This window comes from Streptomyces sp. NPDC051963 (genome assembly GCF_044593495.1).
Lineage (GTDB): Bacteria > Actinomycetota > Actinomycetes > Streptomycetales > Streptomycetaceae > Streptomyces.
The window spans coordinates 43,477-69,907 of sequence record NZ_JBIUCC010000007.1; the positions used below are offsets into that span (position 1 = coordinate 43,477).

19 protein-coding genes and 1 pseudogene are annotated in these 26,431 nt (G+C 68.8%); 13 read left to right on the plus strand and 7 right to left on the minus strand.

Annotation, left to right across the window (positions count from 1 at the left end; all coding sequences use genetic code 11):
- Positions 1–25: 25 nt before the first annotated feature.
- Positions 26–316 carry a hypothetical protein gene (locus ACIHFB_RS28220; protein WP_365284346.1) on the minus strand — a complete coding sequence of 97 codons (291 nt, stop codon included), beginning with the start codon at positions 314–316 and terminating at the stop codon, positions 26–28.
- Positions 317–715: 399 nt separating this feature from the next.
- Between ACIHFB_RS28220 and ACIHFB_RS28225 the strand changes: the two genes are divergently transcribed.
- From ACIHFB_RS28225 to ACIHFB_RS28260, 8 genes are all read left to right on the plus strand, one after another.
- Positions 716–2,776 carry an ABC transporter family substrate-binding protein gene (locus ACIHFB_RS28225; RefSeq protein ID WP_365284348.1) on the plus strand — a complete coding sequence of 687 codons (2,061 nt, stop codon included), beginning with the start codon at positions 716–718 and terminating at the stop codon, positions 2,774–2,776.
- A gap of 186 nt (positions 2,777–2,962) precedes the next feature.
- Complete coding sequence (gene typA / locus ACIHFB_RS28230) at positions 2,963–4,870, plus strand: translational GTPase TypA (RefSeq protein ID WP_365284350.1); 1,908 nt, start codon at positions 2,963–2,965, stop codon at positions 4,868–4,870.
- A 575-nt stretch (positions 4,871–5,445) separates the two neighbouring features.
- Positions 5,446–7,071: an ABC transporter substrate-binding protein gene (locus tag ACIHFB_RS28235; RefSeq protein ID WP_365284352.1), complete on the plus strand. Its 1,626-nt coding sequence runs from the start codon at positions 5,446–5,448 to the stop codon at positions 7,069–7,071.
- Positions 7,072–7,210: 139 nt separating this feature from the next.
- On the plus strand, positions 7,211–8,143 hold the full coding sequence (locus tag ACIHFB_RS28240; protein ID WP_365284354.1) for an ABC transporter permease: 933 nt from the start codon (positions 7,211–7,213) through the stop codon (positions 8,141–8,143).
- Positions 8,136–9,086 (plus strand): ABC transporter permease, encoded by a 951-nt coding sequence (locus ACIHFB_RS28245; RefSeq protein ID WP_365284356.1) that lies wholly within the window; start codon positions 8,136–8,138, stop codon positions 9,084–9,086. The genes ACIHFB_RS28240 and ACIHFB_RS28245 overlap by 8 nt, the downstream gene beginning before the upstream one ends.
- 11 nt (positions 9,087–9,097) lie before the next feature.
- Positions 9,098–10,147 (plus strand): ABC transporter ATP-binding protein, encoded by a 1,050-nt coding sequence (locus ACIHFB_RS28250; protein WP_365284358.1) that lies wholly within the window; start codon positions 9,098–9,100, stop codon positions 10,145–10,147.
- Positions 10,140–11,288: a dipeptide ABC transporter ATP-binding protein gene (locus ACIHFB_RS28255; protein ID WP_365284360.1), complete on the plus strand. Its 1,149-nt coding sequence runs from the start codon at positions 10,140–10,142 to the stop codon at positions 11,286–11,288. Before ACIHFB_RS28250 ends, ACIHFB_RS28255 begins: the two co-directional genes overlap by 8 nt.
- A 69-nt stretch (positions 11,289–11,357) precedes the next feature.
- Positions 11,358–11,744, plus strand: coding sequence for a VOC family protein (locus tag ACIHFB_RS28260; protein WP_365284362.1), 387 nt, complete (start codon positions 11,358–11,360; stop codon positions 11,742–11,744).
- On the opposite strand, the gene ACIHFB_RS28265 is transcribed toward ACIHFB_RS28260, so the two are convergent.
- From ACIHFB_RS28265 to ACIHFB_RS28285, 5 genes and pseudogenes are all read right to left on the minus strand, one after another.
- Positions 11,737–12,732, minus strand: a complete 996-nt coding sequence (locus ACIHFB_RS28265) for an ABC transporter ATP-binding protein (protein ID WP_365284364.1) — start codon at positions 12,730–12,732, stop codon at positions 11,737–11,739. The two genes, ACIHFB_RS28260 and ACIHFB_RS28265, sit on opposite strands and share 8 nt — an antisense overlap.
- A gap of 827 nt (positions 12,733–13,559) precedes the next feature.
- Positions 13,560–14,501 (minus strand): annotated as a pseudogene (locus tag ACIHFB_RS28270) (ABC transporter ATP-binding protein); the annotation flags it as partial.
- The gene (locus ACIHFB_RS28275; RefSeq protein WP_365284366.1) at positions 14,498–15,415 is read right to left on the minus strand and encodes an ABC transporter permease; all 918 of its coding nucleotides are present in this window, start codon (positions 15,413–15,415) and stop codon (positions 14,498–14,500) included. The pseudogene ACIHFB_RS28270 and the gene ACIHFB_RS28275, both read right to left, overlap by 4 nt.
- On the minus strand, positions 15,412–16,437 hold the full coding sequence (locus ACIHFB_RS28280; protein ID WP_365284368.1) for an ABC transporter permease: 1,026 nt from the start codon (positions 16,435–16,437) through the stop codon (positions 15,412–15,414). Before ACIHFB_RS28280 ends, ACIHFB_RS28275 begins: the two co-directional genes overlap by 4 nt.
- Before the next feature lie 5 nt (positions 16,438–16,442).
- Positions 16,443–18,212, minus strand: a complete 1,770-nt coding sequence (locus ACIHFB_RS28285; protein WP_400128716.1) for an ABC transporter substrate-binding protein — start codon at positions 18,210–18,212, stop codon at positions 16,443–16,445.
- 340 nt (positions 18,213–18,552) lie between these two features.
- Between ACIHFB_RS28285 and ACIHFB_RS28290 the strand changes: the two genes are divergently transcribed.
- The 5 genes from ACIHFB_RS28290 to ACIHFB_RS28310 are packed head-to-tail and all read left to right on the plus strand — an operon-like array spanning position 18,553 to position 24,098.
- Positions 18,553–20,187, plus strand: coding sequence for an ABC transporter substrate-binding protein (locus ACIHFB_RS28290; RefSeq protein ID WP_365284370.1), 1,635 nt, complete (start codon positions 18,553–18,555; stop codon positions 20,185–20,187).
- Positions 20,188–20,193: 6 nt separating this feature from the next.
- Entirely contained in the window at positions 20,194–21,117 is a 924-nt protein-coding gene (locus tag ACIHFB_RS28295) for an ABC transporter permease (protein WP_365284372.1), read from the plus strand.
- Entirely contained in the window at positions 21,110–22,087 is a 978-nt protein-coding gene (locus ACIHFB_RS28300) for an ABC transporter permease (protein WP_365284374.1), read from the plus strand. Before ACIHFB_RS28295 ends, ACIHFB_RS28300 begins: the two co-directional genes overlap by 8 nt.
- Before the next feature lie 6 nt (positions 22,088–22,093).
- On the plus strand, positions 22,094–23,068 hold the full coding sequence (locus ACIHFB_RS28305; RefSeq protein ID WP_400128371.1) for an ABC transporter ATP-binding protein: 975 nt from the start codon (positions 22,094–22,096) through the stop codon (positions 23,066–23,068).
- A complete protein-coding gene (locus tag ACIHFB_RS28310; protein WP_365284378.1) occupies positions 23,061–24,098 on the plus strand; it encodes a dipeptide ABC transporter ATP-binding protein in 1,038 nt (345 codons plus the stop codon). Before ACIHFB_RS28305 ends, ACIHFB_RS28310 begins: the two co-directional genes overlap by 8 nt.
- 120 nt (positions 24,099–24,218) lie before the next feature.
- On the opposite strand, the gene ACIHFB_RS28315 is transcribed toward ACIHFB_RS28310, so the two are convergent.
- Positions 24,219–26,336: a prolyl oligopeptidase family serine peptidase gene (locus tag ACIHFB_RS28315; RefSeq protein WP_400128374.1), complete on the minus strand. Its 2,118-nt coding sequence runs from the start codon at positions 26,334–26,336 to the stop codon at positions 24,219–24,221.
- Between the last annotated feature and the right edge of the window lie 95 nt (positions 26,337–26,431).

Consider the following 26,431-nt stretch of genomic DNA (forward strand, 5'->3'; position numbering starts at 1 on the left):
CGGTCGGGTCGATCCGTTCGAGGGCTCAGGGGGCGTGCCGGTCACGGGCGCCGAGTCCCTCGTCGTCCGTGTCGATCCAAAGCGAGTCGTCGTACGGGGTGTCGGGGATGGTGACGAGTTCGGGGCGCTTGGGTGCGGTGGGGGCGGAGGTTGCGTCCCGGAGCAGCGCGGCGCTCTCGCGCAGATGATCGCAGTCGGTGCGGACCCGGCGGATGTCCAGCCCGCCGCTCCCCATCTGCTGCTCCAGGCGGCCGACGGACTTGGACAGGTCGTCGATGCTGCGCTGGATGGACGTCAGTTCGTCGTGTACGGACATGACGTTTCCTCACTTCCATGGGCCGGGCGGCCGTGGGTGGCAACGTTCATGCGCCTGCGAGTGTTGCGCGTCACACCGGCCGGTGGGAAGCCGTGTGCATCGATTGGCTGAGGTCTGTTGGTGTGTGCAGGTGCGTGCGGGGGCGCCGACCCCGGGGGCCGCGCCCCCGGACCCGCCGCGGCCCGAAGGGCCTCGTCCTCAAGCGCCGGACGGGCCTACAGCGCCCGACCGGCGTTCACAGGTGCGAGCCGATTGGGCCGGGCGGGTGGCCTTCTGCTGCCCGCCGCCGTGTCGCACTCCGTTGCTGAACCCTTTCCTCTTAGGTGGCCGCATACGTGTGATCAGCTCCATATACCGCCAAAAGTGATCATAACGCCCTGTGTCCTCCGGAGGTAAGAGATGTCCCACGACGGCGTCGGACAGCGCCAGGTCATGCGCTCCGTGGCCTTCCTCACGGCGGGCGCACTCGCGCTCACCGGTTGCAGTTCCGAGGACCAGGCCGGCAAACCCCTCGCCGGGCAGGACATCGCGCCCGCCGGCCGTGCCCTGGTCTCCGACGGCGGCACCCTGCGCTGGGCCGTGGACTCCGTACCGGAGACCCTGAACACCTTCCAGGCCGACGCCGACGCCACCACCACCCGCGTCGCCCAGGCCGTCCTGCCGTCGATGTTCCGGCTCGACGTGAACGGCCGCCCGCAGATCAACCCCGGCTACCTGGAGTCCGCGAAGGTCGTCGACACCGAGCCCAAGCAGGTCGTCCTCTACAAGCTCAACCAGCAGGCGGTCTGGAGCAACGGCCGGGAGATCGGCGCCGCCGACTTCGCCGCCCAGTGGCGCGCCCTGTCCGGCAAGGACAGCGCCTACTGGACCGCCCGCAACGCCGGCTACGACCGCATCGAGCGGATCCAGCGCGGCGCCAACGACCTCGAGGTCAAGGTCACCTTCGCCCGGCCCTACGCCGACTGGCAGTCGCTGTTCACGCCGCTGTACCCGAAGGAGGTCATGGGCACGCCGGACTCCTTCAACGACGGAGCGCGGCGCAAGCTCAAGGTCACCGCGGGCCCCTTCATGCTGAAGAAGATCGACCGCGCCGCCGACCAGATCACCCTCGCCCGCAATCCGCGCTGGTGGGGGCGGCCCGCCAAGCTCTCCCAGATCGTGCTGCGCTCCGTACCGCGCGACGAGCGGTCCGCCCAGCTGGCCGCGGGCAAGCTGGACCTGGCCGACATCGACGCCGATGTGTCGCGCCGTATCACCCTCGCCGCCCGTCCGCAGGGCACGAGCACCCCGCTCCAGGGCCCCGGCGGCGCGGCCCCCCTGCGTGGCTTCGAGGTCCGCAAGTCCTTCGAGCCGGCCTACACACAGCTCGCCCTCAACGGCGCCGACGGCCCGCTCGCCGACGAGCGCGTCCGCCGCGCCGTGGCCCGCGCCCTCGACCGCAAGGCACTGGCCAAGGCCGTCCTCAAGCCGCTGGGCCTGCCCGCCGTTCCCGTCGGCAGCCATCTCGCGCTCTCCGGCCAGGCCGCCTACGCCGACAACAGCGGCGCCCTCGGCGACCAGGACACCAAGGAGGCCCAGGCGCTGCTCGCGGACGCCGGGTGGGTGCCGGGCGGACCCGTCAAGCAGCAGCAGAAGAAGGGCGAGAAGGCGGCCGGCCCCGAGGGCGGGAACGCCGAGGACGAGTCCGAGGGCGGCGACGACGGTACGTACATCGTCGGCGAGGACGGCAAGTCGCATGCGTCGGACCACAAGGCGCCGGGCGAGGCCGACCGGGAGAAGAAGGGCCAGGAGCACCTCGCCCAGGACGGCAAGCAGCAGCTCAAGCAGGGCGGTGCGCCCGGCGCGTACGCCCCCATGGGCACCGCCGCCCCCGCGGGTGCCCCCGCCGGTCCGCTCGCCAAGAACGGCAAGCCGCTCACCCTCACCTTCGTGCTGCCGTCGGGCGTCGGCTCCGAGACGCTGCGTACGGTGGCCGACCAGATCCGCCGGATGCTGGACCGGGTCGGTATCCGCACCGAACTGAAGAAGGTCTCCGACGAGAGCTACTTCAAGGACCACATCGCGTCCGGCCAGTACGACCTCGCCCTCTACTCCTGGCCCGCCTCCGCCTTCCCCGCCACCGACGCCCGCCCCATCTACGCCAAGCCCGTCCCGGCCGCCGACGGCTCCCTCAACGTCGAGCAGAACTACACCCGCGTCGGCACCGACCAGGTCGACCAGCTCTTCGACCAGGCCGTCTCCACCCTCGACGAGTCCGAGACCCGCTCCCTGATCCGCAAGGCCGACTCCCGCATCTGGGCCACCGCCGGCTCCATTCCCCTCTACCAGCGCCCCCAACTGACCGCCGCCAGGAAGAACACGGCCAACACGGGCGCCTTCGGCTTCCAGACGCCGGTCTATGAGGACATGGGGTTCCTGAAGAAGGGGGCGAAGGTGTCGGCTAGCCCGTCGAAGAAGTAGGGCTGTGGAGGGCGCCTGACCAGGACCGGAGGCCCTCGGCTGCGTCGGGTGCACGGTCCCGCGGAGGCCCTCACCGCGGGACCCCCGTACGATGGGGTAAGGCCGTGGCATGTCCAGCCCGGCAGGGCCCGCGTGACACAGACGTACGCGTAGGCCGTCCTCACCACTCCGGGAGTACGCCACATCATGGCCACGCGCCACGACATCCGCAACGTAGCCATCGTCGCCCACGTCGACCACGGCAAGACGACCCTCGTCGACGCCATGCTCAAGCAGGCCGGTGCCTTCGCCGCGCACGCCGCCGAGTCGCTCGACGACCGAATGATGGACTCGAACGACCTGGAACGTGAGAAGGGCATCACGATCCTGGCCAAGAACACGGCCGTGAAGTACCACCCGAAGGATGGCGGCGACGTCATCACCATCAACATCATCGACACCCCGGGCCACGCCGACTTCGGTGGCGAGGTCGAGCGCGGTCTGTCGATGGTGGACGCCGTGGTGCTGCTGGTCGACGCCTCCGAGGGCCCGCTGCCCCAGACCCGCTTCGTGCTGCGCAAGGCGCTTCAGGCCCGTCTGCCCGTCATCCTGTGCATCAACAAGACGGACCGCCCCGACTCGCGCATCGACGAGGTCGTGAACGAGGCCTACGACCTCTTCCTCGACCTCGACGCCGACGAGGACCAGATCGAGTTCCCCATCGTCTACGCGTGTGCGCGTGACGGCGTGGCCTCGCTGACCAAGCCCGAGGACGGCACCGTCCCGCAGGACAGCGACAGCCTGGAGCCGTTCTTCTCCACGATCCTCTCGCACGTCCCGGCTCCGGAGTTCGACTCGGAGGCCCCGCTCCAGGCGCACGTCACCAACCTGGACGCCGACAACTTCCTCGGCCGTATCGCGCTGCTCCGCGTCGAGCAGGGCGAGCTGCGCAAGGGCCAGAGCGTCACGTGGATCAAGCGCGACGGCACCATGTCCAACGTCCGTATCACCGAGCTGCTGATGACCGAGGCGCTCACCCGCAAGCCCGCGGAGATGGCGGGCCCCGGTGACATCTGTGCCGTGGCCGGTATCCCGGACATCATGATCGGCGAGACCCTCGCCGACCCCGAGAACCCCATCGCGCTGCCGCTCATCACGGTCGACGAGCCGGCGATCTCCATGACCATCGGCACCAACACCTCGCCGCTGGTCGGCCGTGGCGGCACCGGCAAGGGCGCGGAGAACAAGGCCGCGGTCAAGGACCGCAAGGTCACCGCCCGCCAGGTCAAGGACCGCCTCGACCGCGAGCTGGTCGGTAACGTCTCGCTGCGCGTGCTCGACACCGAGCGTCCGGACGCCTGGGAGGTGCAGGGCCGCGGCGAGCTGGCGCTGGCCATCCTGGTCGAGCAGATGCGCCGCGAGGGCTTCGAGCTGACCATCGGCAAGCCGCAGGTGGTCACCCAGGAGATCGACGGCAAGGTCCACGAGCCCGTCGAGCGCATGACGATCGACGTGCCCGAGGAGCACATGGGTGCGGTCACGCAGCTCATGGGTGTCCGCAAGGGCCGTATGGACAACATGTCGAACCACGGCTCCGGCTGGGTCCGCATGGAGTTCGTCGTCCCGTCCCGCGGTCTCATCGGCTTCCGTACGGAGTTCCTGACCGGCACGCGCGGCACGGGCATCGCCCACTCCATCCACGAGGGCCACGAGCCGTGGTTCGGCGTGCTGGCGACCCGTAACAACGGCTCGCTCGTCGCCGACCGCGCCGGCGCCGTCACCGCCTTCGCGATGACGAACCTCCAGGAGCGCGGCGTGCTGTTCACCGACCCCGGCACCGAGGTGTACGAGGGCATGATCGTCGGCGAGAACTCGCGCTCCGACGACATGGACGTGAACATCACCAAGGAGAAGAAGCTCACCAACATGCGGTCGTCCTCGGCCGACTCCTTCGAGGCGATCGTCCCGCCGCGCAAGCTCTCCCTGGAGCAGTCCCTGGAGTTCTGCCGCGACGACGAGTGCGTCGAGGTCACCCCGGAGGCCGTGCGCATCCGCAAGGTGAACCTGGACGCCCGCGAGCGCGCCCGCTCCGCGAGCCGCGCCAAGCACGGCTGACCCACCGCGTCGTACGACCGTGCCGGGCCCCTCCACGACGTGGAGGGGCCCGGCACGGCTGCGTTCGGGCGGACATAGGGAAAACCCTCCTTCTTCGCTCAGCAGGCTCACAGGCCGCCCGAATCGGACTACCCTGCTGCCGACGCGCCCTGTTCTCGCCCTGATGTCTTGTCAGAGGCCGCGCGTCCGGAGCCTCGCGGACCTGTCGACGGCACCACGCGCGCGGGCCGCCGCAAGCGCAACTGGTTTTCTCCTCCGCTTCGTCCGGAATACGGACGCCCCCGACCGATAGATGTGTAACAAGTCCGTTTCGCAGGGATCTTTCGGCAAACCCTTTGTCCGGATTTTGGAAGAAGTAGGCGCCAGGTGTGATCGAACCGAGACCTTGGGAGTGTGGTTCGGCCATCGGCCCATGGCAGATAGTTAGGCGCGTAGAGCTCGGATTTACGGGTCACGCGCTTCAGGTGGCGCCGACTCACGAGCGTGGGGGCACTTGACTATCTCCGGCACCGGTGACGGTGGCGTGTCTCGTGCTCCCCCTTGCGGTGAACCAATGGACTCATGAGGAGGAACCCATGCGTGGTGCCAAGAGCGCCAAGTGGGTCGCGATAGCCGCGGTTGTGGCGCTTGCCGCGACCGCCTGTGGTGGCAGTGACAGCGGCAGCGGCGACGACAGCAATGCCGCCGTCGATCCGAACGGCAAGTTCTCCATCGAGGTGGGCGAGCCGCAGAACCCGCTGCAGCCGGCCAACACCATGGAGTCCAACGGCAGCATTGTCACCAAGGCGCTGTTCACCGGGCTGGTGGACTACGACTCCTCCGGCAAGATCGTCATGATGAACGCGCAGTCGGTGGACTCCACCGACAACAAGACGTTCACGGTCAAGCTGAAGTCCGGCTGGAAGTTCCACGACGGCACCCCCGTGACCGCCGAGTCCTACGTCAAGGCGTGGAACTGGGCCGCGAACCCGGACAACAAGCAGACCAACAGCTTCTGGTTCTCCGACATCGAGGGCTACTCCGACGTCGCGCCCGAGAAGGGCAAGGCCACGGCCACGGAGATGAAGGGCCTGAAGGTCGTCGACGACTCGACCTTCACCATCACGCTCACCACGCCGCTGCCCTACTTCGTCTACAAGCTGGGCTACGAGGTCTTCTCGCCGCTCCCCGAGTCCTTCTACAAGGACCCCGCGGCCGCGGGCGAGAAGCCGGTCGGCAACGGCCCCTACAAGTTCGTCAGCTGGGACCACAAGAAGCAGATCGAGGTCGCCCGCAACGACGACTACCAGGGTCCGAACAAGGCCAAGAACGGTGGTGTGATCTTCAAGAACTACACCAACCTGGAGACGGCCTACGAGGACCTGAAGTCCGGCAACGTGGACGTCCTGCGCCAGATCGCCCCCCGCGACCTGCCCGTCTACAAGCAGGACCTCGGCGACCGCGCGGTCGACCAGGCCTACTCCGCGATCCAGACGATCGCCCCGGCCTTCTACACCGACCAGTGGAAGGACATCGACCCCAAGGTCCTTCAGGGCCTGTCGATGGCGATCGACCGCAACACCATCACCAAGACCGTGCTCCAGGGCACCCGCGAGCCCGCCACCGGCTGGGTCGCCAAGGGCGTCCTCGGCTACCAGCCGAGCCTGGGCACCGACATCTTCACGTACGACCCGGCCAAGGCCAAGGCGCTCATCAAGGAGGGCGGCGGCGTTCCGGGCAACAAGATCTCCATCCAGTTCAACGCGGACGGCGGTCACAAGGAGTGGGTGGAGGCGGTCTGCGGCTCCATCACCAAGGCCACCGGCGTCGCCTGCACCGGCGACTCCAAGGCCGACTTCCAGGCCGACCTCGACGCGCGTGACGCGAAGGAGGTCAAGTCGATGTACCGCTCCGGCTGGGTGCTCGACTACCCGTTCAACGCCAACTTCCTCCGCGACCTGTTCGGCACCAACTCGTCCGGAAACCAGAGCGGCTTCTCCAACCCGGAGGTCGACAAGCTGATCAAGGACGCCGACGCCGCCAAGACGCAGGAGGAGTCGGAGAAGCTGTACCAGCAGCTCGAGAAGAAGCTCCCCGAGTACATGCCGAGCATTCCGCTCTGGTACTACAAGGTCAACGCGGGCTACTCGGAGAAGGTCAGCGGCGTCAAGTACGCCCAGGACGGTGACCCGATCCTGACCGGCGTAGAGGTCAAGAAGTAACCGCAACGACCGTTGTCCCGGGCGCGGCGTGACCCGCCCGGGGAACGGCAGCGGCCGGGGGGCCCTTTCCACCCGCATCTTCAGGTGATGCGCGGGGAAAGGGCCCGTTGGCTGCCGCCGTGACTGACATGGAGGCACGATGGGGCGCTACGTCGCACGACGACTGCTCCAGATGATCCCGGTGTTCATCGGGACAACTCTGCTGATCTTTCTCATGGTCTACGCCCTGCCCGGTGACCCCGTGCGCGGCCTCTTCGGCGACAAGGCCGGCAGCCCGCAGGTCATCGCGGCGCTGAGACATGAGTACGGCCTGGACCAGCCGATCCTGGTGCAGTACTGGAATTACATGAAGGACATGATCCTGCATGGCGACTTCGGCACCCAGATCGCCAGTGGGCGCCCCGTCACGGACGTACTGGGCGACGCCTTCCCGGTGACGATCCGCCTCGCGTCCCTGGCCTTCGCCATCGAGCTCGTCCTGGGTATCGCCCTGGGCGTCGCCGCGGGCCTGCGCGCCGGGCGGTTCACGGACAACGCGGTCCTGGCGGTCGCGCTGCTGTTCATCTCGGTCCCCGTCTTCGTCCTCGGCTTCATCTGCAAGCTGGTCTTCGCCGAGCAGTTGGGGTGGCTGGAGCCGAACGTCAACGACTCCTCGGACTACGGTCAGTTGCTGATGCCGGCGATTGTGCTGGCGACAGCGTCACTGGCGTATGTGACCCGGCTGACCCGGACCTCGATCGCCGAGAACCGGCGCGCGGACTACATCCGCACCGCGATCGCCAAGGGTCTGCCCAGGAGCCGTGTGGTGGGCGTCCACCTCATGCGCAACTCGATGATCCCGGTGATCACCTACCTGGGCACCGACATCGGCGCGCTGATGGGCGGCGCCGTCGTCACCGAGGGCCTGTTCAACATCCAGGGCATCGGGCTCACGATCTACCAGTCGATCGTGCGCCGCGAGGGAACCACCCTGGTCGGCCTCGTGACGGTCCTGGTGCTCATCTATCTCCTCGCCAACCTGCTCGTCGACCTGCTCTACGCGGTCCTTGACCCGAGGATTCGCTATGCCTGATGTGACCAAGACCGACGTCAAGGCCGGTGCGGTGAACCCGGTGGACCCCGCGTATCCGGAGCTGACGCCCGGGGCCAAACCGGAGAAGGCCCGCAGCCTGTGGGGCGACGCCTGGGCCGACCTCCGCCGCAGCTGGATCTTCATCATCTCCAGCGTGCTCATCTTCATCCTGCTGCTGATCACCTTCTTCCCCGGGTGGTTCACCAGCGCGCAGCCGATCCTCGGCGACCTCTCCAATCACTATCTGCAGAAGCCCAAGCTGGGCGAGGTCGGTTCGGCCGACTGGCTCGGCTACGACCAGCAGGGCCGCAGCGTGTACGCCCGTGTCATCTACGGCACCCGGGCCTCCATAGCCGTCGGCTTCGGCACCACCGTCCTCGTCACGCTCGTGGGCGGTCTGGTGGGCATGATCGCCGGGTACTTCGGCGGCATCGTCGACTCGATCCTGTCGCGGCTGACGGACGTCTTCTTCGGTATTCCGTTCCTGCTCGGCACCATGGTCTTCCTCAACTCCTTCGCGGAGCGCACGACCTGGATCGTCATCGGCGCGCTGGGCTTCTTCGGCTGGACGCAGATCTCCCGTGTGATGCGCGGCGCGGTGATCACCACCAAGCAGTCCGACTACGTGCAGGCGGCCAAGGCCCTGGGCGCGAGCACTCCGCGGATCATGTTCCGGCACATCCTGCCGAACACCATGGCCCCGGTGATCGTCGTCGCCACCATCTCGCTCGGCGTCTACATCACGGCCGAGGCGACGCTGTCCTTCCTGGGCCTCGGGCTCAGCGGAGTCTCGTGGGGCAATGACATCTCCGACGGCGGCAACCAGATCCGTGTCGCCCAGTGGATCATGCTCTACCCGTCGATCATGCTCAGCATCACGGTGCTGGCATTCATCATGCTCGGTGAGGCCGTACGCAACGCCCTCGACCCGAAGATGCGCTGAGGGAGGCGTACGTGACCGTCATCGAAGAAGTATCCGTGCCCTCGCCTCGCGACGGCGATGGCTCCCCGCTGCTCGAAGTGCGTGACCTGCACGTCGAGTTCCACACCCGCGAGGGCCTGGCCAAGGCCGTCAACGGCGTCAACTACAGCGTCAGCGCGGGCGAGACCCTCGCCGTGCTCGGCGAGTCCGGCTCCGGCAAGTCCGTGACCGCACAGGCCATCATGGGCATCCTCGACATGCCCCCGGCCCGGATCCCCAAGGGCGAGATCCTCTTCCGCGGCCAGGACATGCTGACGATGTCCGGCGAGGAGCGCCGTAAGATCCGCGGCCAGAAGATCGCCATGATCTTCCAGGACGCGCTCAGCTCGCTGAACCCGGTGCTCAGCGTCGGCTACCAGCTCGGCGAGATGTTCCGCGTGCACCAGGGCATGTCCAAGAAGGACGCCAAGGCCAAGGCGATCGAGCTGATGGACCGGGTGAAGATCCCGGCCGCCGCGGCGCGGGTGGGCGACTACCCGCACCAGTTCTCCGGCGGTATGCGCCAGCGCATCATGATCGCGATGGCGCTGGCCCTGGAACCGGATCTGATCATCGCCGACGAACCGACCACGGCCCTCGACGTGACCGTCCAGGCCCAGGTCATGGATCTGCTCGCCGACTTGCAGCGCGAGTACAACATGGGCCTGATCCTGATCACCCACGACCTCGGCGTGGTCGCCGACGTCGCCGACAAGATCGCCGTGATGTACGCGGGCCGGATCGTGGAGCGTGCCCCGGTCCACGAGCTGTACAAGCGCCCCGCGCACCCGTACACGCGCGGTCTACTGGACTCGATCCCGCGCCTGGACCAGAAGGGCCAGGAGCTCTACGCGATCAAGGGTCTGCCGCCCAACCTGCTGCGCATTCCGTCCGGTTGCGCCTTCAACCCGCGCTGCCCCAAGGCGACGGACCTGTGCCGTACGGAGGTGCCGGATCTGAAGCCGGTCACCGAGCAGGACGGCACCGAGTTGGTGGGCCGCGGTTCGGCCTGCCACTTCTGGAAGGAGACGATCCATGGCTGAGTTCGGCAAGAACGACGAGCCGCAGGACGCCACGCCGAACGTCTCCGACGTGGAGACCGTGGCCGCCGACTCCGAGTCGGAGGCCGTCGCGGCCATCGAGGCCCCGGTCGAACGCGGTGAGCCGATTCTCCAGGTGCGCAACCTGGTGAAACACTTCCCGCTCACCCAGGGCATCCTGTTCAAGAAACAGATCGGCGCCGTCAAAGCCGTCGACGGCATCTCCTTCGACCTGTACCAGGGCGAGACCCTGGGCATCGTGGGCGAGTCCGGCTGCGGCAAGTCCACGGTCGCCAAGCTCCTGATGAACCTGGAGAGGGCCACCGCCGGCGAGATCTTCTACAAGGGCCAGGACATCACCAAGTTGTCCGGTCGTGCCCTGAAGGCGGTCCGCCGCAACATCCAGATGGTGTTCCAGGACCCGTACACCTCGCTCAACCCGCGGATGACGGTCGGCGACATCATCGGTGAGCCGTACGACATCCACCCCGAGGTGGCCCCGAAGGGCGACCGGCGCAAGCGGGTCCAGGACCTGCTGGACGTCGTCGGTCTCAACCCGGAGTACATCAACCGCTACCCGCACCAGTTCTCGGGCGGTCAGCGTCAGCGCATCGGTATCGCGCGCGGGTTGGCGCTCAACCCCGAGATCATCATCTGCGACGAGCCGGTGTCGGCGCTGGACGTCTCGGTCCAGGCGCAGGTCATCAACCTGATGGAGCGACTCCAGGACGAGTTCAACCTCTCCTACCTCTTCATCGCGCACGACCTGTCGATCGTCCGGCACATCTCGGACCGCGTGGGCGTCATGTACCTCGGGAAGATGGCGGAGATCGGCTCCGACGAGCAGATCTACGACCACCCGACGCACCCCTACACCCAGGCGCTGCTGTCGGCGGTCCCCGTCCCGGACCCGGACGCCCGTGACCACCGCGAGCGGATCATCCTGACCGGCGATGTGCCGTCGCCGGCCAATCCGCCGTCCGGCTGCCGCTTCCGCACCCGCTGCTGGAAGGCGCAGGACAAGTGCGCGCAGGAGGTCCCGATCCTCGCGGTCCCCGAGCGGTTCCGGGGCGAGGACACCCCGGCGGCGCACGAGTCGGCCTGTCACTTCGCCGAGGAGAAGGACGTCGTCCACGCGGCGTGAACACCTCCGCACCGGTTCCCGGCACCTCACAGCAGGTGCCGGGAACCGGCGTTTTCACGGGAGAGGCGGATGCTTCACCACATCGAGCTGTGGGTTCCCGACCTGCCGCGCGCGACACGGGAATGGGGCTGGCTGCTCGGCAGGATCGGCTACGGGCCGTACCAGGAGTGGGAGCACGGTCGCAGCTGGCGCCAGGGGACGGCGTATCTCGTCGTCGAACAGTCACCGGCCATGACCGACGGCGTTGAACACGACCGGACGCGCCCCGGCCTCAACCACCTCGCGTTCCACGCCGGAAGCCGCGAGCAGGTCGACGTGCTGGCCGCCGAAGCCCACGCTCACGGCTGGACGCCGCTCTTCGCGGACCGCTACCCGCACGCGGGCGGCCCCGAGCACTACGCGGCCTACCTCGCCAACACCGACGGTTTCGAGGTCGAGTTGGTGGCTGTCACGTAGCGATGACCCGGGACCGCGCCCAATGACACGCCACCTGCGCCCCGCCGCCCCCGTCCAGGACCTCCAGGTCCAGGGTCCGGCAGGCGTCCGCGACACCCGCCGTCTCCGCCTCGCCGCCGGCCAGGACCTGGCAGCGGGCGTGGAAGCGGCAGCCGGAGGGGATACGGGCAGGGTCGGGGGGCTCGCCGGTGAGGACGACCGGGTCCCCGGGCGCCTCCGGGACGACGGACAACAGTGCCTGGGTGTACGGGTGTTGCGGTGAGGTCAGGACGTCCTCAACGGCGCCCGTCTCCACGATCCGGCCCAGGTACATCACCGCCACCCGGTCGGCGATGTTCCACGCCAGGCCCAGGTCGTGGGTCACCACCAGTGCCGCCAGGCCCAGTTCGTTGCGCAGCCGCAGCAGCAGGGCGAGGATCTCGCCGCGCACGGAGGCGTCGAGGGACGCCACCGGCTCGTCGGCGACGATGAGTTCGGGGTCCAGTACCAACGCTCCCGCGATCACGACACGCTGCCGCTGGCCGCCGGACAGCTCGTGCGGGTAGCGCAGGAAGAAGCGCTCGGGTGGCCGTAGCCCGGCCCGGGACAGGGCCTGCGCGACCGCCTCCCGCTCGTCACCGCCGTATCCGTGGATCCGCAGCCCCTCGGCCACCGCGTCGTACACCGTGTGCCGTGGGTTGAGCGAGCCGGACGGATCCTGGAGCACCAACTGCACCCGCCTGCGGTAGGCCTTCAGCGCCCGGGAGTTGTACGACAGCGGCTCCCCGGCAAAGCTGACCCGCCCCCCGGTCGGCGTCACCAGGCCGAGCAGCGTCCGGGCGAGTGTCGTCTTGCCGCATCCCGACTCACCGACCAGCGCGACGATCTCCCCGGCCCGGATGTCGAGGTCGACACCGTCAACGGCCCGAGCGGGAGCGGCACCGTGCCGCCCGGGGAAGGTGACGTGCAGACCCTGGGCGGTGAGCAGGGGCGGCGGCGATGTCGTCATGAAGCACTCCTCGGGTCACCGGCAGCGGTAGAACCACCGGCGTCGCGCGTGGCCGTGGGCGGGTGCGGGAGGTCCTCGCCTGCGCTAACGGGCCCTGCCGCACCGACCGCGGTCGTCGCCTCTGCCGGTCCTGCCGGCGGGTTGCCGGTGTCCGGGGCTGGGGGGTTCTCGGCTGTGCGGGCGTGGCCTGTCGTACCTGCCGCGGTCGCCGGTCCTTTCGTCCCTGCCGGCGGGTTGCCGGTGTCCGGGGGTCGGGGGTTCTCGGCTGTGCGGGCGTGGCCTGCCGTACCGACCGCGGTCGTCGCCTCTGCCGGTCCCGCCGGCGGGTTGCCGGTGTCCGGGGCTGGGGGGTTCTCGGCCGTGCGGGCGTGGCCTGTCGTACCTGCTGCGGTCGCCGGTCCTTTCGTCTCTGCCGGCGGGTTGCCGGTGTCCGGGGCTGGGGGGTTCTCGGCTGTGCGGGCGTGGCCTGTCGTACCGACCGCGGTCGTCGCCTCTGCCGGTCCCGCCGGCGGGTTGCCGGTGGCCGGTGCTCGGGAGTTCTCGGCCGTGCGGGCGTGGCCTGTCGTACCTGCCGCGGTCGCCGGTCCATTCGTCCCTGGCGCCGAGTCGCCGGTGTCCGGGGCTGGGGGGTTCTCGGCCGTGCCGGCGTGCCCTGTCGCGCCGACCGCGGTCGTCGGCCCACCCGTCCCCGTCGCCGGGCCGTCGGTGTCCGGTGCCTGGGAGGCCTCTGCCGCGTGGGCGGACCCTGTCGCGCCAGCCCTCATGGCTGCGTCTCCGTCCACCTCCCCAGGACCGCCCGCGAGCGTCTCGGACACCCGCGTCGCCGCCACATGCACGCACGCCGCACGCCGCCCCTGCCCCGCCTCCCGCAGCACCTGGTCCTCCGAGGCGCACTCGTCCAGCGCCACCCCGCACCGCGGATGGAACGCGCACCCCGACGGCAGATCGGACGGATCCGGTGGGTCGCCCGCCAAGCCCCGCGGAGCGAACCGGGACGACGGGTCGCCGATGCGCGGGAACGCGGACGACAGCGCTTCGGCGTACGGGTGGTGGGCGTTCTCGTAGATCTCCCGGGCGGGGCCTTCCTCGACCACGCGGCCCGCGTACATCACCGCGAGCCGGTCGCAGGTGTCGGCGAGGACGGCCAGGTCGTGGCTGATCATGATGAGGCCGAGGTCCTGTTCGGCGACGAGCCCCTCGATCAGGCGGAGGATCTGGGCCTGGATCATCACGTCCAGGGCGGTGGTGGGTTCGTCGGCGACGACCAGCTGGGGATCGCAGGCCAGCGCCATGGCGATCATCACGCGCTGGCGCTGGCCGCCGGAGAGTTCGTGCGGGTAGGCGGAGGCACGCGCCGCCGGCAGGCCCACGTGCTCCAGCAGCTCGCCCGTCCGACGCCGCGCCGCCGCCGCGGTCCCCCCGCCGTGCAGCAGGATCGGCTCGGCGATCTGGTCGCCGATGCGGTGCACGGCGTTGAGGGAGTGCATCGCGCCCTGGAAGACGATCGAGGCGCCCGCCCAGCGCACCGCTCGCACCCGCCCCCACCGCATGGTCAGCACGTCCTCGCCGTCCAGCAGCACCGAACCGGTGATCCGGGTCCCGGCCGGCAGCAGCCTCAGCAGGGCGAGGGCCAGCGTCGACTTCCCGCACCCGGACTCGCCCGCGAGACCCAGCTTCTGGCCCGCCGCCAGCGTCAGGTCGACGCCCCGCACCGCGGCCGCCCCGCCGGGGTAGGTCACCTCCAGGTTCCGGACCTCCAGCAGCGTCAACGGGCCACCCCCAGCCTGGGGTTGAGAACGGACTCCACCGCACGCCCGCACAGCGTGAACGCCAGCGCGATCACGGCGATCGCGACACCCGGCGGCACCAGGTACCACCAGTCGCCGGAGCTGACCGCGCCCGCCTCACGGGCCTCCTGGAGCATGCCGCCCCAGGACACGACTGTCGGATCACCGAGGCCGAGGAAGGCCAGCGTGGCCTCGGCGAGGATGGAGGTGGAGATCATCAGGGTCGTCTGCGCCAGGATCAGCGGCATCACATTGGGCAGCACATGCCGGGACATGATGTGCCAGTGCCCGCCGCCGAGCGCCTTCGCGCGTTCGATGTACGGCCGTGACTCCACCGCCAGCGTCTGCGCCCGTACAAGGCGGGCCGTCGTGGGCCAGATGGTCACGCCGATCGCCAGGATGATCGTGCCGAGCGAACGGGACATCACGGTGGCGAGCGCGATCGCCAGGACCAGCGTCGGCATCACCAGGAACCAGTCCGTGATCCGCATCACCACGGTGGCGTACGGTCCACGGAAGTGCCCGGCCGTGATGCCGACCAGCCCGCCGATCAGCACCGACAGCACCGCCGCCAGCAGCCCCACGAGCAGCGAGACCCGCGAGCCCCACACCAGCAGTCCCAGCAGATCGCGCCCGAACCGGTCGGTGCCGAGCGGGAATTCGGTGCTCGGGCTCTCCATCGGACGGCCCGGCGCGTCCGTCACGCTCGCGACGTCCGAGCCGACCGTCAGCGGCGCGGTCAGCGCGAGAACGACGAACAGCGCGAGCGCGCCCAGGCCCAGCAGCCCGGCGCGATGGGTCCGGTACTGCTTCCAGAAGCGGGCCGCGGAGTCCCGCCGCCGCTGCCAGGCCAGCGTGCGTGGCCCCGCCTTGAGCGGAGTGTCAGAAGTCGTCATCGGCCAACCCGGGGATCGAGCAGCGGATAGATCAGATCGGCCAGCGTGTTCATCACGATCACCACCGCGGCGAAGACGAAGAACAGGCCCTGGACCAGGGGGAGATCGGGCACGCTCAGCGCCTGGTAGAAGAGCCCGCCCAGGCCGGGCCAGGAGAACACCGTCTCCACCAGGATCACGCCCGCGACCGTCCGGCCCAGGTTCACGAAGATCAGCGTCACGGTCGGCAGCATGGCGTTGGGTACGGCATGCCGCCGCCGGACCAGATCGTCTCTGAGCCCCTTGGCGCGTGCGGTCGTCAGATAGTCGCTGCCCATCTCGTCCAGCAGCGCCGAGCGGGTGACCAGCAGCGTCTGGCCGTACTCGACCGCGACCAGGGTGATCACCGGCAGCACGAGATGGTGGGCGACATCGACGACGTACGCGAAGCCCTCCTCACCCCCCGACTCCATGCCACCGGTCGGGAACAGCCCCGGGATCGGGCCGATGCCCACCGCGAACACGATGATGAGCAGCAGCCCGAGCCAGAAGGAGGGGATGGAGTACAACGTCAGCGCCAGGCCGGTGTTGAGGCGGTCGCCGAGCCCGCCGTGCCGCCAGGCCGAGCGGGTGCCGAGGAAGATGCCCAGCGCGGTGTAGAGGACGAATGCCGTACCGGTGAGGATCAGCGTGTTCGGGAGCGCTTCGGTGATCTTGTCGATGACGGGGGTCCGGAACTGGTACGACGTGCCCAGATCCCCGGTGAGAGCCTTGCCGCAGTAGTCGACGAACTGCTCCCACATCGGCAGATCGAGGCCGAACTCCCGGCGGTACGCGGCCAGCTGCTCGTTCGACACCTGACGGCCGCCGGTCATGTACTTCACCGGGTCGCCGGGGATCAGCCGGAACAGGAAGAAGCTGGTGACGAGGACGGCGAAGAGCGAGACGAGGGCGCCGCCCACCTTGCCCGCCCCGTAGCGCACATACCCGGTGCCGGGGCGCGCGGTCTTCGGCGCCGTCGCCGCCGCTGTCTCAGCCGCCATGAACGCTACTCACGGTCCTCGGCGGTCGCCCGCCGCCGCAGCCCGAAGAACACGCCCGCACCCACGAGGACGACCACGCCGGCCACGATGCCCACGACCACGCCCGTCGAGCCCGAGCCGTCGGAGTCACCGGAACCGGAGGCGGCCGGTACCGCCGACCACCAGCTCCAGTAGCCGTCCTGACCGAAGATGTTGCCCGCCTCCTGAGGCATGGTGGTGATCGACTTGATCTGGTCGGTGCGGTAGGCCTCGACCGCGTTCGGGTACGCCATGACGTTCATGTACCCGAGGTCGTACAGCCGTGACTCCATCTTCTTCACTATGTCGGCCCGTTTGGCCGCGTCGTACTCGGCGAGCTGCTGCGCGTAGAGCTTGTCGTACGACTTGTCGCAGATGAAGTTGTCGGTCGCGCCCACGTCGTCAGGGGTGGCGGGGAGGGCGCCGCAGGTGTGGATGGACAGCACGAAGTCGGGGTCGGGGTTGACGGACCAGCCGTCGAAGGCCAGGTCGTAGTCGCCCGCGAGCCAGGGATCGCTCACGTTGTCCAGGCAGTCCAGCGTGACGCCGATGCCGAGGTCGGCCCACCACTCCTTGAGGTACTGGCCGACGGCCTTGTCCTCCGGGTCGGTGGCGTGGCACAGGATGCGGTAGTCGAGCGGCTTGCCGTCCTTGCCGACCCGCTTGCCGTCGCCGTTCTTCTTGTAGCCCGCCTGGTCCAGGAGCCGGGCCGCCTTCGCGGGGTCGTAGCCGATCTCCTGGTTCGCCGACGGTTTCCAGTAGTACGTCGAGAAGCGCGGCGGGATGTACCCCTCGCCCTCGACGGCGTGACCCTGGAAGACCCTGTCGACGAGGGTCGTACGGTCGACGGCCATGAAGAGCGCCTGCCGTACCCGCTGGTCCAGGAGCGATGCGTCGCCGTTGCCGAACTTGTCGCCGTTCGCGGCCTGTGCGCCCGGGTTGGTGGCGAGGGCGTAGAAGCGGCGGCCGGGCGCGTCGTTGACCTTGATGTCCTGCTGGCTCTTGAGCGCGGACGCCTGTGCGGGTGTCAGGTCACCGACGAAGGACACCTCGCCCTTCTGGAGGGCCGCTACGGCCGCGTCACCGTCCTTGTAGTACTTGAAGAGCAGTTCGTCGAACTTCGGAGCCCCGCGCCAGAAGCTTTTGTTGGGCTCGAGACGCACATAGCTGTCGGCCTTGTATCCGGTGAGGACGAACGGGCCGTTGCCGACAATGGGGAATTCCTTGTCGTTGTTGAACTTGGAGAAGTCCTTGACCTTCTCCCAGATGTGCTTGGGCACGATCGGCACATCGAGGGCGGCCATCGTGGCCTGCGGCTTGTCCAGCTCTATGACCAGCTCGGTGGGGCTCGGAGCCGTCACCTTTTTGAAGTTGGAGACGAAGCTGCCGTTCGCGGTGGCGGCGTTCTCGTCGGTCATCATCTTGTTGAACGTCCAGGCCGCGTCCTCGGCGGTGACCGGCTTGCCGTCGGACCACTTGGTGCCGGAGCGGATCGTGTACGTCCAGGTGAGCTTGTCGGCGGACGGCGTCCACTTGGTGGCCAGACCCGGGATCGCGTGGGCGTCCTTGGGGTCGTAGTTGGTGAGGTACTCGTACATCAGCCGGTGGACGCTGGTGCTGACCAGACGGCTCGCCAGGAACGGGCTCAGCGAGTCCATGCTCTGCGAGACGGCGACGGTGAGGACCTTCTTGTCGTCCGCGGCCGTGGCCGACTGGGGTACGAGGACCGCCGACATCGTGAGAAGTGCGGCCACCATCAGGGGAATGCGGGTCCGGAGTCCGACGTGTCTCTTCAGCTGCATGGAACCTGACCTCGCGTCATCGTTCGCACTGGGGACGGTTTTCCGGTGTCTATCAGCGCCGCTCCGGACCCGTCAATGGCGCCTGCACCCCTGGTGGCCTGCGGAAATAACAAGTTGATATGACTGACACCCTCAGAGGTCCAGACCGGTGAAGGCTCCCTGGTGAGGGACTGGCGGCCTGTTTGTGCCCTGTGTGCACCCGGACGGGTGGAGCTGACGTGCGAGTGATCCATTCCAGGTCGATATTGGCCGATAACGGACGGACCTTCACTTGGACCCCACCAGGAGGCACTCCATGCGCAGAGCCACGCACGCCACATGGGCCGCAGGCGCGGCGGTGGTAGCGCTCGCGGCGTCCGCCTGCGGGGGTGGGGACGGCGGCAGCGGCGGCAGTGACAGCGGCGCGGTGCTCAGCTCCTCCTGGGGTGACCCGCAGAACCCGCTGGAGCCGGCCAACACCAACGAGGTGCAGGGCGGCAAGGTCCTCGACATGATCTTCCGCGGGCTGAAGCGGTACGACCCGGAGACCGGCGAGGCCAAAGACATGCTCGCCGAGAAGATCGAGACGACCGACTCGCAGAACTTCACCGTCACCGTCAAGGACGGCTGGACCTTCAGCAACGGCGAGCAGGTCACCGCGAAGTCCTTCGTCGACGCCTGGAACTACGGCGCGAGTCTGAAGAACAACCAGCGGAACGCGTACTTCTTCGGCTACATCCAGGGCTACGACAAGACGCACCCGGAGGACGGCAGCAAGCAGTCCGCCGACACCCTCTCCGGCCTGAAGGTCACGGGCGACAGGACCTTCACCGTCCAGCTCAGCCAGAAGTTCTCGACCTTCCCGGACACCCTCGGCTACCCCGCCTACGCCCCGCTTCCGCAGGCGTTCTTCGACGACCACGACGCCTGGCTGAGCAAGCCGGTCGGCAACGGCCCGTACACCGTCGACTCGTACACCAAGGGCTCACAGATGTCGCTGCGGGCCTGGGACGCCTACCCCGGCACCGACAAGGCGCAGAACGGCGGCGTCGACCTCAAGGTCTACACCGACAACAACACCGCGTACACCGACCTGATGGCCGGCAACCTCGACCTCGTCGACGACGTCCCCGCCTCCCAGCTCAAGAACGTCAAGGCCGACCTCGGCGACCGCTACCTCAACACTCCCGCCGGCATCATCCAGACCCTCGCCTTCCCCTTCTACGACAAGAACTGGAACAAGGCCGGGAGCGAGAAGGTCCGTACAGGTCTGTCCCGGGCCATCGACCGCGACCAGATCACCGACACCATCTTCCAGAAGACCCGCACCCCCGCCACCGACTGGACCTCCCCGGTCCTCGGTGAGGACGGCGGCTTCAAGGAAGGCCTGTGCGGCGACGCCTGCGAGTACGACGCCGCCGAGGCCAAGAAGCTCATCGAGGAGGGCGGCGGGCTTCCCGGCGGCCAGGTCAAGATCACGTACAACGCGGACACCGGCTCGCACAAGCAGTGGGTCGACGCCGTCTGCAACTCCATCAACAACGCGCTCGGCAACGACCGGGCCTGTGTCGGCAACCCGGTCGGCACCTTCGCCGACTTCCGCAGCCAGATCACCGACCGGAAGATGAGCGGTCCGTTCCGGGCGGGCTGGCAGATGGACTACCCGCTCATCCAGAACTTCCTCCAGCCGCTCTACTACACCAACGCCTCCTCCAACGACGGCAAGTGGTCCAACGAGGACTTCGACAACCTCGTCGACCAGGCCAACGCCGAGACCGACACCGCCAAGGCCGTCGGACTCTTCCAGGACGCCGAGGAGGTCGTCCGCGACAACATGGCCGCCATCCCGCTCTGGTACCAGAACGGCAGCGCCGGCTACTCGGAGCGGCTGTCGGACGTGAAGCTCAATCCGTTCAGCGTCCCCGTCTACAACGAGATCAAGGTCAGCTGAACCGCCGTGGGACGGTACGTCGTCCGGCGACTGCTCCAGATGATCCCCGTCTTCATCGGAGCCACGCTGCTGATCTTCCTGATGGTGAACGTGATGGGCGACCCCATCGCGGGCCTGTGCGGCGACCGGCAGTGCGATCCGGCGACGGCAGCCCAGCTGAGGAAGGAGTTCGGCCTCGATAAGCCGGTCGTGCAGCAGTACCTGACCTACATGGGCAACGTCTTCACCGGCGACTTCGGCACGGCGTTCAACGGCCAGCCGGTCACCGAGCTGATGGCGAGCGCGTTCCCGGTGACCATCCGGCTGACGATCGTCGCCATCTTCTTCGAGATCGTCATCGGCATCACCCTGGGCGTGGTGACGGGCCTGCGCCGCGGCCGCCCGGTCGACACCTCCGTCCTGCTGGTCACCCTCGTCGTCATCTCCGTCCCCACCTTCGTCACCGGTCTGCTGCTCCAACTGCTCCTGGGCGTCGAGTGGGGCTGGATCAAACCGTCCGTCTCCACGGAGGCGACCTTCGGCGAGCTGATCGTCCCCGGCCTGGTCCTCGCCTCGGTCTCCCTCGCCTACGTCACCCGGCTGACCCGCACCTCCATCGCCGAGAACAAGCGGTCCGACTACGTCCGTACAGCGGTCGCCAAGGGCCTGCCCCGACGCCGGGTCATCACCCGGCACCTGCTGCGCAACTCGCTCATCCCCGTCGTCACCTTCATCGGCACCGACATCGGTGCCCTGATGGGCGGCGCGATCGTCACCGAGCGGATCTTCAACATCCACGGCGTCGGCTACCAGCTCTACCAGGGCATCCTCCGGCAGAACACCCAGACCGTCGTCGGCTTCGTGACGGTCCTCGTCCTCGTCTTCCTGGTGGCCAACCTGCTCGTGGACCTCCTGTACGCCGTACTCGACCCGAGGATCCGCTATGCCTGAACCGAAGGAGCCCGAGGGCGCCATCGCCGGCACCGGCGCGGGAGGCGCGATGGACCTGGCGGCGAGCGAGGCGGAGACGCTGGAGCGGACGCCGGGCGGCCCGGAGGGCACCGGCCCCCAGGACAAGGCCCGCAGCCTCTGGTCCGACGCCTGGCGCGACCTGCGCCGCAACCCCGTCTTCATCATCTCGGGGCTGGTGATCCTCTTCCTGGTCGTGATCTCGATCTGGCCGTCCCTGATCGCCTCCGGCAACCCCCTCAAGTGCGACCTCGCCAAGGCCCAGGAGGGCTCCCAGCCCGGAGCGCCCTTCGGGTACGACGGCCAGGGCTGCAACGTCTACACACGCGTCGTCTACGGCGCCCGTACATCCGTCTCGGTCGGCGTCTGCGCCACGCTCGGGGTCGCGCTCCTCGGCAGCGTGCTCGGCGGGCTGGCCGGGTTCTTCGGCGGGGTCGGCGACTCGTTCCTGTCCCGGATCACCGACATCTTCTTCGCGATCCCGGTCGTGCTCGGCGGGCTCGTACTGCTGTCGGTGGTCACCAGCAGCACCATCTGGCCGGTCATCGGATTCATGGTGCTGCTCGGCTGGCCGCAGATCTCCCGGATCGCCCGCGGCTCCGTCATCACCGCCAAACAGAACGACTACGTCCAGGCCGCCCGCGCCCTCGGCGCCTCCAACTCCCGCCTTCTCCTACGCCACATCACACCCAACGCCGTAGCACCGGTGATCGTCGTGGCGACCATCGCGCTCGGCACCTACATCGCCCTGGAGGCGACCCTGTCGTACCTCGGCGTCGGGCTGAAGCCGCCGACGGTCAGCTGGGGCATCGACATCTCCGCCGCCTCCCCGTACATCCGCAACGCCCCCCACGCCCTGCTCTGGCCCTCCGGAGCCCTCGCCCTCACGGTCCTCGCCTTCATCATGCTCGGCGACGCCGTACGCGACGCCCTCGACCCGAAGCTGAGGTGACGCCGCATGCTGCTCGAAGTGCGGGATCTGCAGGTGGAGTTCAGGACCAGGGACGGGATCGCCAAGGCGGTCAACGGGGTCAGTTACGGCGTGGAGGCGGGCGAGACGCTCGCCGTGCTCGGTGAGTCGGGGTCGGGGAAGTCCGTGACCGCGCAGACGATCATGGGGATTCTGGACATGCCGCCGGGCCGGGTCACCGGCGGTGAGGTGCTCTTCCAGGGCAAGGACCTGCTGAAGCTGAAGGAGGAGGAGAGGCGGAGGATCCGCGGGGCAGAGATGGCGATGATCTTCCAGGACGCGCTGTCCTCGCTGAACCCCGTGCTCTCCGTGGGCGACCAGCTCGGCGAGATGTTCGTGGTGCACCGGGGCCTGTCGAGGAAGGACGCGCGGGCCAAGGCGATCGAGCTGATGGACCGGGTCCGCATCCCGGGCGCCGGACAGCGCGTGCGCGACTATCCCCACCAGTTCTCCGGCGGTATGCGCCAGCGCATCATGATCGCGATGGCGATGGCCCTGGAGCCCGCCCTGATCATCGCCGACGAGCCGACCACCGCCCTCGACGTCACCGTCCAGGCCCAGGTCATGGATCTGCTCGCCGAGTTGCAGCGCGAGTACAACATGGGCCTGATCCTCATCACCCACGACCTCGGCGTGGTCGCCGACGTCGCCGACCGGATCGCCGTGATGTACGCGGGCCGGATCGTCGAGTCGGCGCCGGTCCACGACATCTACAAGGCGCCCGCCCACCCGTACACCCGCGGTCTGCTGGACTCCATCCCGCGCCTGGACCAGAAGGGCCAGGAGCTCTACGCCATCAAGGGCCTGCCGCCGAACCTCATGAACATCCCGCCCGGCTGCGCCTTCAACCCGCGCTGCCCCATGGCGCAGGACGTGTGCCGCACGGACGAGCCGCCGCTGTTCGAGGTGTCCGAAGAGCGGGGCAGCGCCTGCCACTTCTGGAGGGAGTGCCTGCATGGCTGAGCCCATCCTGGAGGTCAGCGGCCTCGTCAAGCACTACCCGCTCACCACCGGCATCCTCTTCAAGAAGCAGGTCGGCGCCGTCAAGGCCGTCGACGGCGTCGACTTCGAACTCGCCCGCGGCGAAACCCTCGGCATCGTCGGCGAGTCCGGCTGCGGCAAGTCCACGGTCGCCAAGATGCTGGTCAACCTGGAGAAGCCGACCGCCGGGTCGATCCGGTACAAGGGCGAGGACATCACCAAGCTGTCGGGCAAGGCGCTCAAGGCGGTCCGTCGCAACATCCAGATGGTGTTCCAGGACCCGTACACCTCGCTCAACCCGCGGATGACGGTCGGCGACATCATCGGTGAGCCGTACGACATCCACCCCGAGGTGGCCCCGAAGGGCGACCGGCGCAAGCGGGTCCAGGACCTGCTGGACGTCGTCGGTCTCAACCCGGAGTACATCAACCGCTACCCGCACCAGTTCTCGGGCGGCCAGCGCCAACGCATCGGCATCGCAAGGGGGTTGGCCCTGCGCCCCGAGGTGATCGTCGCCGACGAGCCGGTGTCGGCGCTGGACGTCTCGGTCCAGGCGCAGGTGATCAACCTGATGGACAGGCTCCAGGACGAGTTCGAGCTGTCGTACCTCTTCATCGCGCACGACCTGTCCATCGTCCGGCACATCTCGGACCGGGTCGGGGTGATGTACCTCGGGCGGATCGTGGAGACCGGACGGGACGCCGAGATCTACGACCATCCGACCCACCCCTACACGCAGGCGCTGCTGTCCGCCGTGCCCGTCCCGGACCCCGACGCCCGTGAGCACCGGGAGCGGATCATCCTCGCGGGCGATGTCCCGTCCCCGACGAACATCCCCTCCGGCTGCCGCTTCCGCACCCGCTGCTGGAAGGCGCAGGAGCGCTGCGAACTGGAGGTGCCCGCGCTCGCGGTGCCCGCGGAGTTCCGGTTCGCCGGCGGCCCGGCTGCGCACGACTCCGCGTGCCACTTCGCGGAGGAGAAACAGGTCGTACCGGTCGAGAACACGGAGTAACACAGAGGCAACTCCGCCGACCCGTTTCCGATATACGGACGAGTCAATCTCTACGACGTACGGCCGTGCGGGTGCCGTAAACGGGCCGGGGCGCGCCATGTCGCCCCGGCCCGTTGCCGTCTAGGCCGACCCCAGCGCCCGCTTCAGGAAGTCCACCTGGAGCAGCAGCAGATTCTCGGCGACCTGCTCCTGCGGCGTCATGTGCGTGACCCCCGACAGCGGCAGCACCTCGTGCGGACGGCCGGCCGACAGCAGGGCCGAGGACAGTCGCAGGGCGTGCGCGAACACGACGTTGTCGTCGGCCAGCCCGTGCACGATCATCAGCGGCCGGTGCTGCTCGGCGGGTGCGGACAGACCGTCGTCGGTGATCAGGGAACTCTTCGCGTACGACTCCGGGTGCGTGGCCGGGTCGCCCAGATAACGCTCCGTGTAGTGCGTGTCGTACAGCCGCCAGTCCGTGACCGGGGCGCCCGCGATGCCCGCGTGGAAGACGTCCGGACGGCGCAGCACCGCCAGCGCGGCGAGCCAGCCGCCGTACGACCAGCCGCGGATGGCCACCCGGGTCAGATCCAGGGGGTGGCTCTTCGCGAGATCCTGCAACGCCTCGATCTGGTCGTCGAGGGAGACCGTGAGGTCGTGGTGGATCGCCTTCTCCCAGGCGGGGGAGCGGCCGGGGGTGCCGCGGCCGTCGGCGACGACCACCGCGAAGCCCTGGTCGGCGAACCACTGCGAGGTGAGGTGCGCGTTGTGCGCGGCGACCACACGCGGCCCGTGCGGACCGCCATATGGATCCAGCAAGACCGGAAGGGGGGCGTCCCCCTGGTAGTCATGAGGCAACAACACGGCGCATGGGATACGCCGTGCGCCCCCTTCGGTGAGGACCACGCGCGGGGACATTCCGGGATCTTCGGCGTACGACGTGACGGTCGCCGCCCGCTTTCCGTCGCGCAGCACCTGCACCTGCGCCCCGGGCGTGTCCGGCACCGCCGACGCCAGCACGGTCACGCCCCCGGAGCGCACCGCCGAGTGCACGCCGGGCTCCTGTGAGATGCGCTCCATGCCGAGCTCGTTCACCCGGTAGACGTGCACCTCGCCGGTCTCGGGGTCGGCCGCGTCCTCGCCCGCCGACGCCGAGACCAGCACGTCGTCGTCCGAGACGTCCAGTACCGCGCGCAGATGCAACTGCGGTCCGGTCAGCGGGCGTTCACCGACCGCGAGGGCACGGGCGCCGCCCTCGTCGACGATCCGCACCAGTCGTCCGGAGGGGGTCCAGCAGGGCACCCCGGGGAAAAGTTCAAGCCATGTTGGATCTTCGTCCGCGTGCACCATACGGGTCGCGCCGGTGTCCGGTTCCACGGCCAGGAAGAGCTGGCTGCGCTGGTCCCGGGCCTGGACGAGCAACAGCGGCGCACCCGCCGCTGACCAGTGCACATGCGCCAGATACGGGTAGCGCTTCCGGTCCCAGACGACCTCCGTGCGGGTCCCGTCGAGCCCGATCACGAACAGCCGGACCTCCGCGTTGGCGCTGCCCGCCCTCGGGTACGCGACGTGGTCCGGGTCACGTTCCGGATGGGCCGGGTCGGAGATCCACCACCGCTGCACCGGCGTGTCGTCCGCCCGCGCGACCAGCAGCCGGTCCGCGTCCGGCGCCCACCAGAAGCCGCGGGAGCGGCCCATCTCCTCGGCCGCGATGAACTCGGCCAGTCCGTACGTCACTTGCTCCGACTCCGGCTCCGCGAGCGCCCGGTCGCCCTCGCCCTCGGCGCCCACGACCCGCAGGGCGCCCTGGACGACGTAGGCGATGTGCCGTCCGTCGGGGGAGGGGCGCGGGTCGATCACCGGTCCGGGGGCGGGGAGTTCGCGTGCCGTGCCGGCCCGCAGCTCCGCCGTGAACAGCCGCCCCGACAGCGCGAAGGAGGCCAACTCGACGGCCGTGTCGGTGGCGTAGCCGACGATGCCGCCGCCGGACTCACGGCTGCGCTCGCGGCGCGCCCGCTCCTCGGGCGAGAGGTTCTCCGACGTGTCGCCCAGCAGGGCGCGCGGGTCGGCCGCCACGCGCTCCCCGGCGTCCGGGAGGTCGAGCACCCAGAGCGAATTCACCCGGTCTGTCCCGGAACCCGAGCGCAGGAAAACGACACGGGAACCGTCGGGCGCCACGGTGAACGACCGCGGTGCGCCGAGCGTGAAGCGCTGGGTGCGGGCATGCCGTCGGGGGAAGGAGTCGGGCTCTGTCGTCATGCCCCGACCATATTGGCCATGCGCCCCCTTGTGCGGTCGTGCGCCGACGAATGCGCACGCACCGATAGTTATGATCACTACCGCTGCGTGGGTAT

Coding starts and splice junctions, on each gene's coding strand:
- ACIHFB_RS28305 (WP_400128371.1), top strand. CDS start 22,094: ATGCTGCTCGAAGTGCGGGATCTGCAGGTGGAGTTCAGGACCAGGGAC.
- ACIHFB_RS28225 (WP_365284348.1), top strand. CDS start 716: ATGTCCCACGACGGCGTCGGACAGCGCCAGGTCATGCGCTCCGTGGCC.
- typA (WP_365284350.1), top strand. CDS start 2,963: ATGGCCACGCGCCACGACATCCGCAACGTAGCCATCGTCGCCCACGTC.
- ACIHFB_RS28245 (WP_365284356.1), top strand. CDS start 8,136: ATGCCTGATGTGACCAAGACCGACGTCAAGGCCGGTGCGGTGAACCCG.
- ACIHFB_RS28280 (WP_365284368.1), bottom strand. CDS start 16,437: ATGGCGGCTGAGACAGCGGCGGCGACGGCGCCGAAGACCGCGCGCCCC.
- ACIHFB_RS28285 (WP_400128716.1), bottom strand. CDS start 18,212: ATGGTGGCCGCACTTCTCACGATGTCGGCGGTCCTCGTACCCCAGTCG.
- ACIHFB_RS28275 (WP_365284366.1), bottom strand. CDS start 15,415: ATGACGACTTCTGACACTCCGCTCAAGGCGGGGCCACGCACGCTGGCC.
- ACIHFB_RS28265 (WP_365284364.1), bottom strand. CDS start 12,732: ATGACGACATCGCCGCCGCCCCTGCTCACCGCCCAGGGTCTGCACGTC.
- ACIHFB_RS28310 (WP_365284378.1), top strand. CDS start 23,061: ATGGCTGAGCCCATCCTGGAGGTCAGCGGCCTCGTCAAGCACTACCCG.
- ACIHFB_RS28300 (WP_365284374.1), top strand. CDS start 21,110: ATGCCTGAACCGAAGGAGCCCGAGGGCGCCATCGCCGGCACCGGCGCG.
- ACIHFB_RS28290 (WP_365284370.1), top strand. CDS start 18,553: ATGCGCAGAGCCACGCACGCCACATGGGCCGCAGGCGCGGCGGTGGTA.
- ACIHFB_RS28220 (WP_365284346.1), bottom strand. CDS start 316: ATGTCCGTACACGACGAACTGACGTCCATCCAGCGCAGCATCGACGAC.
- ACIHFB_RS28235 (WP_365284352.1), top strand. CDS start 5,446: ATGCGTGGTGCCAAGAGCGCCAAGTGGGTCGCGATAGCCGCGGTTGTG.
- ACIHFB_RS28240 (WP_365284354.1), top strand. CDS start 7,211: ATGGGGCGCTACGTCGCACGACGACTGCTCCAGATGATCCCGGTGTTC.
- ACIHFB_RS28260 (WP_365284362.1), top strand. CDS start 11,358: ATGCTTCACCACATCGAGCTGTGGGTTCCCGACCTGCCGCGCGCGACA.
- ACIHFB_RS28315 (WP_400128374.1), bottom strand. CDS start 26,336: ATGACGACAGAGCCCGACTCCTTCCCCCGACGGCATGCCCGCACCCAG.
- ACIHFB_RS28255 (WP_365284360.1), top strand. CDS start 10,140: ATGGCTGAGTTCGGCAAGAACGACGAGCCGCAGGACGCCACGCCGAAC.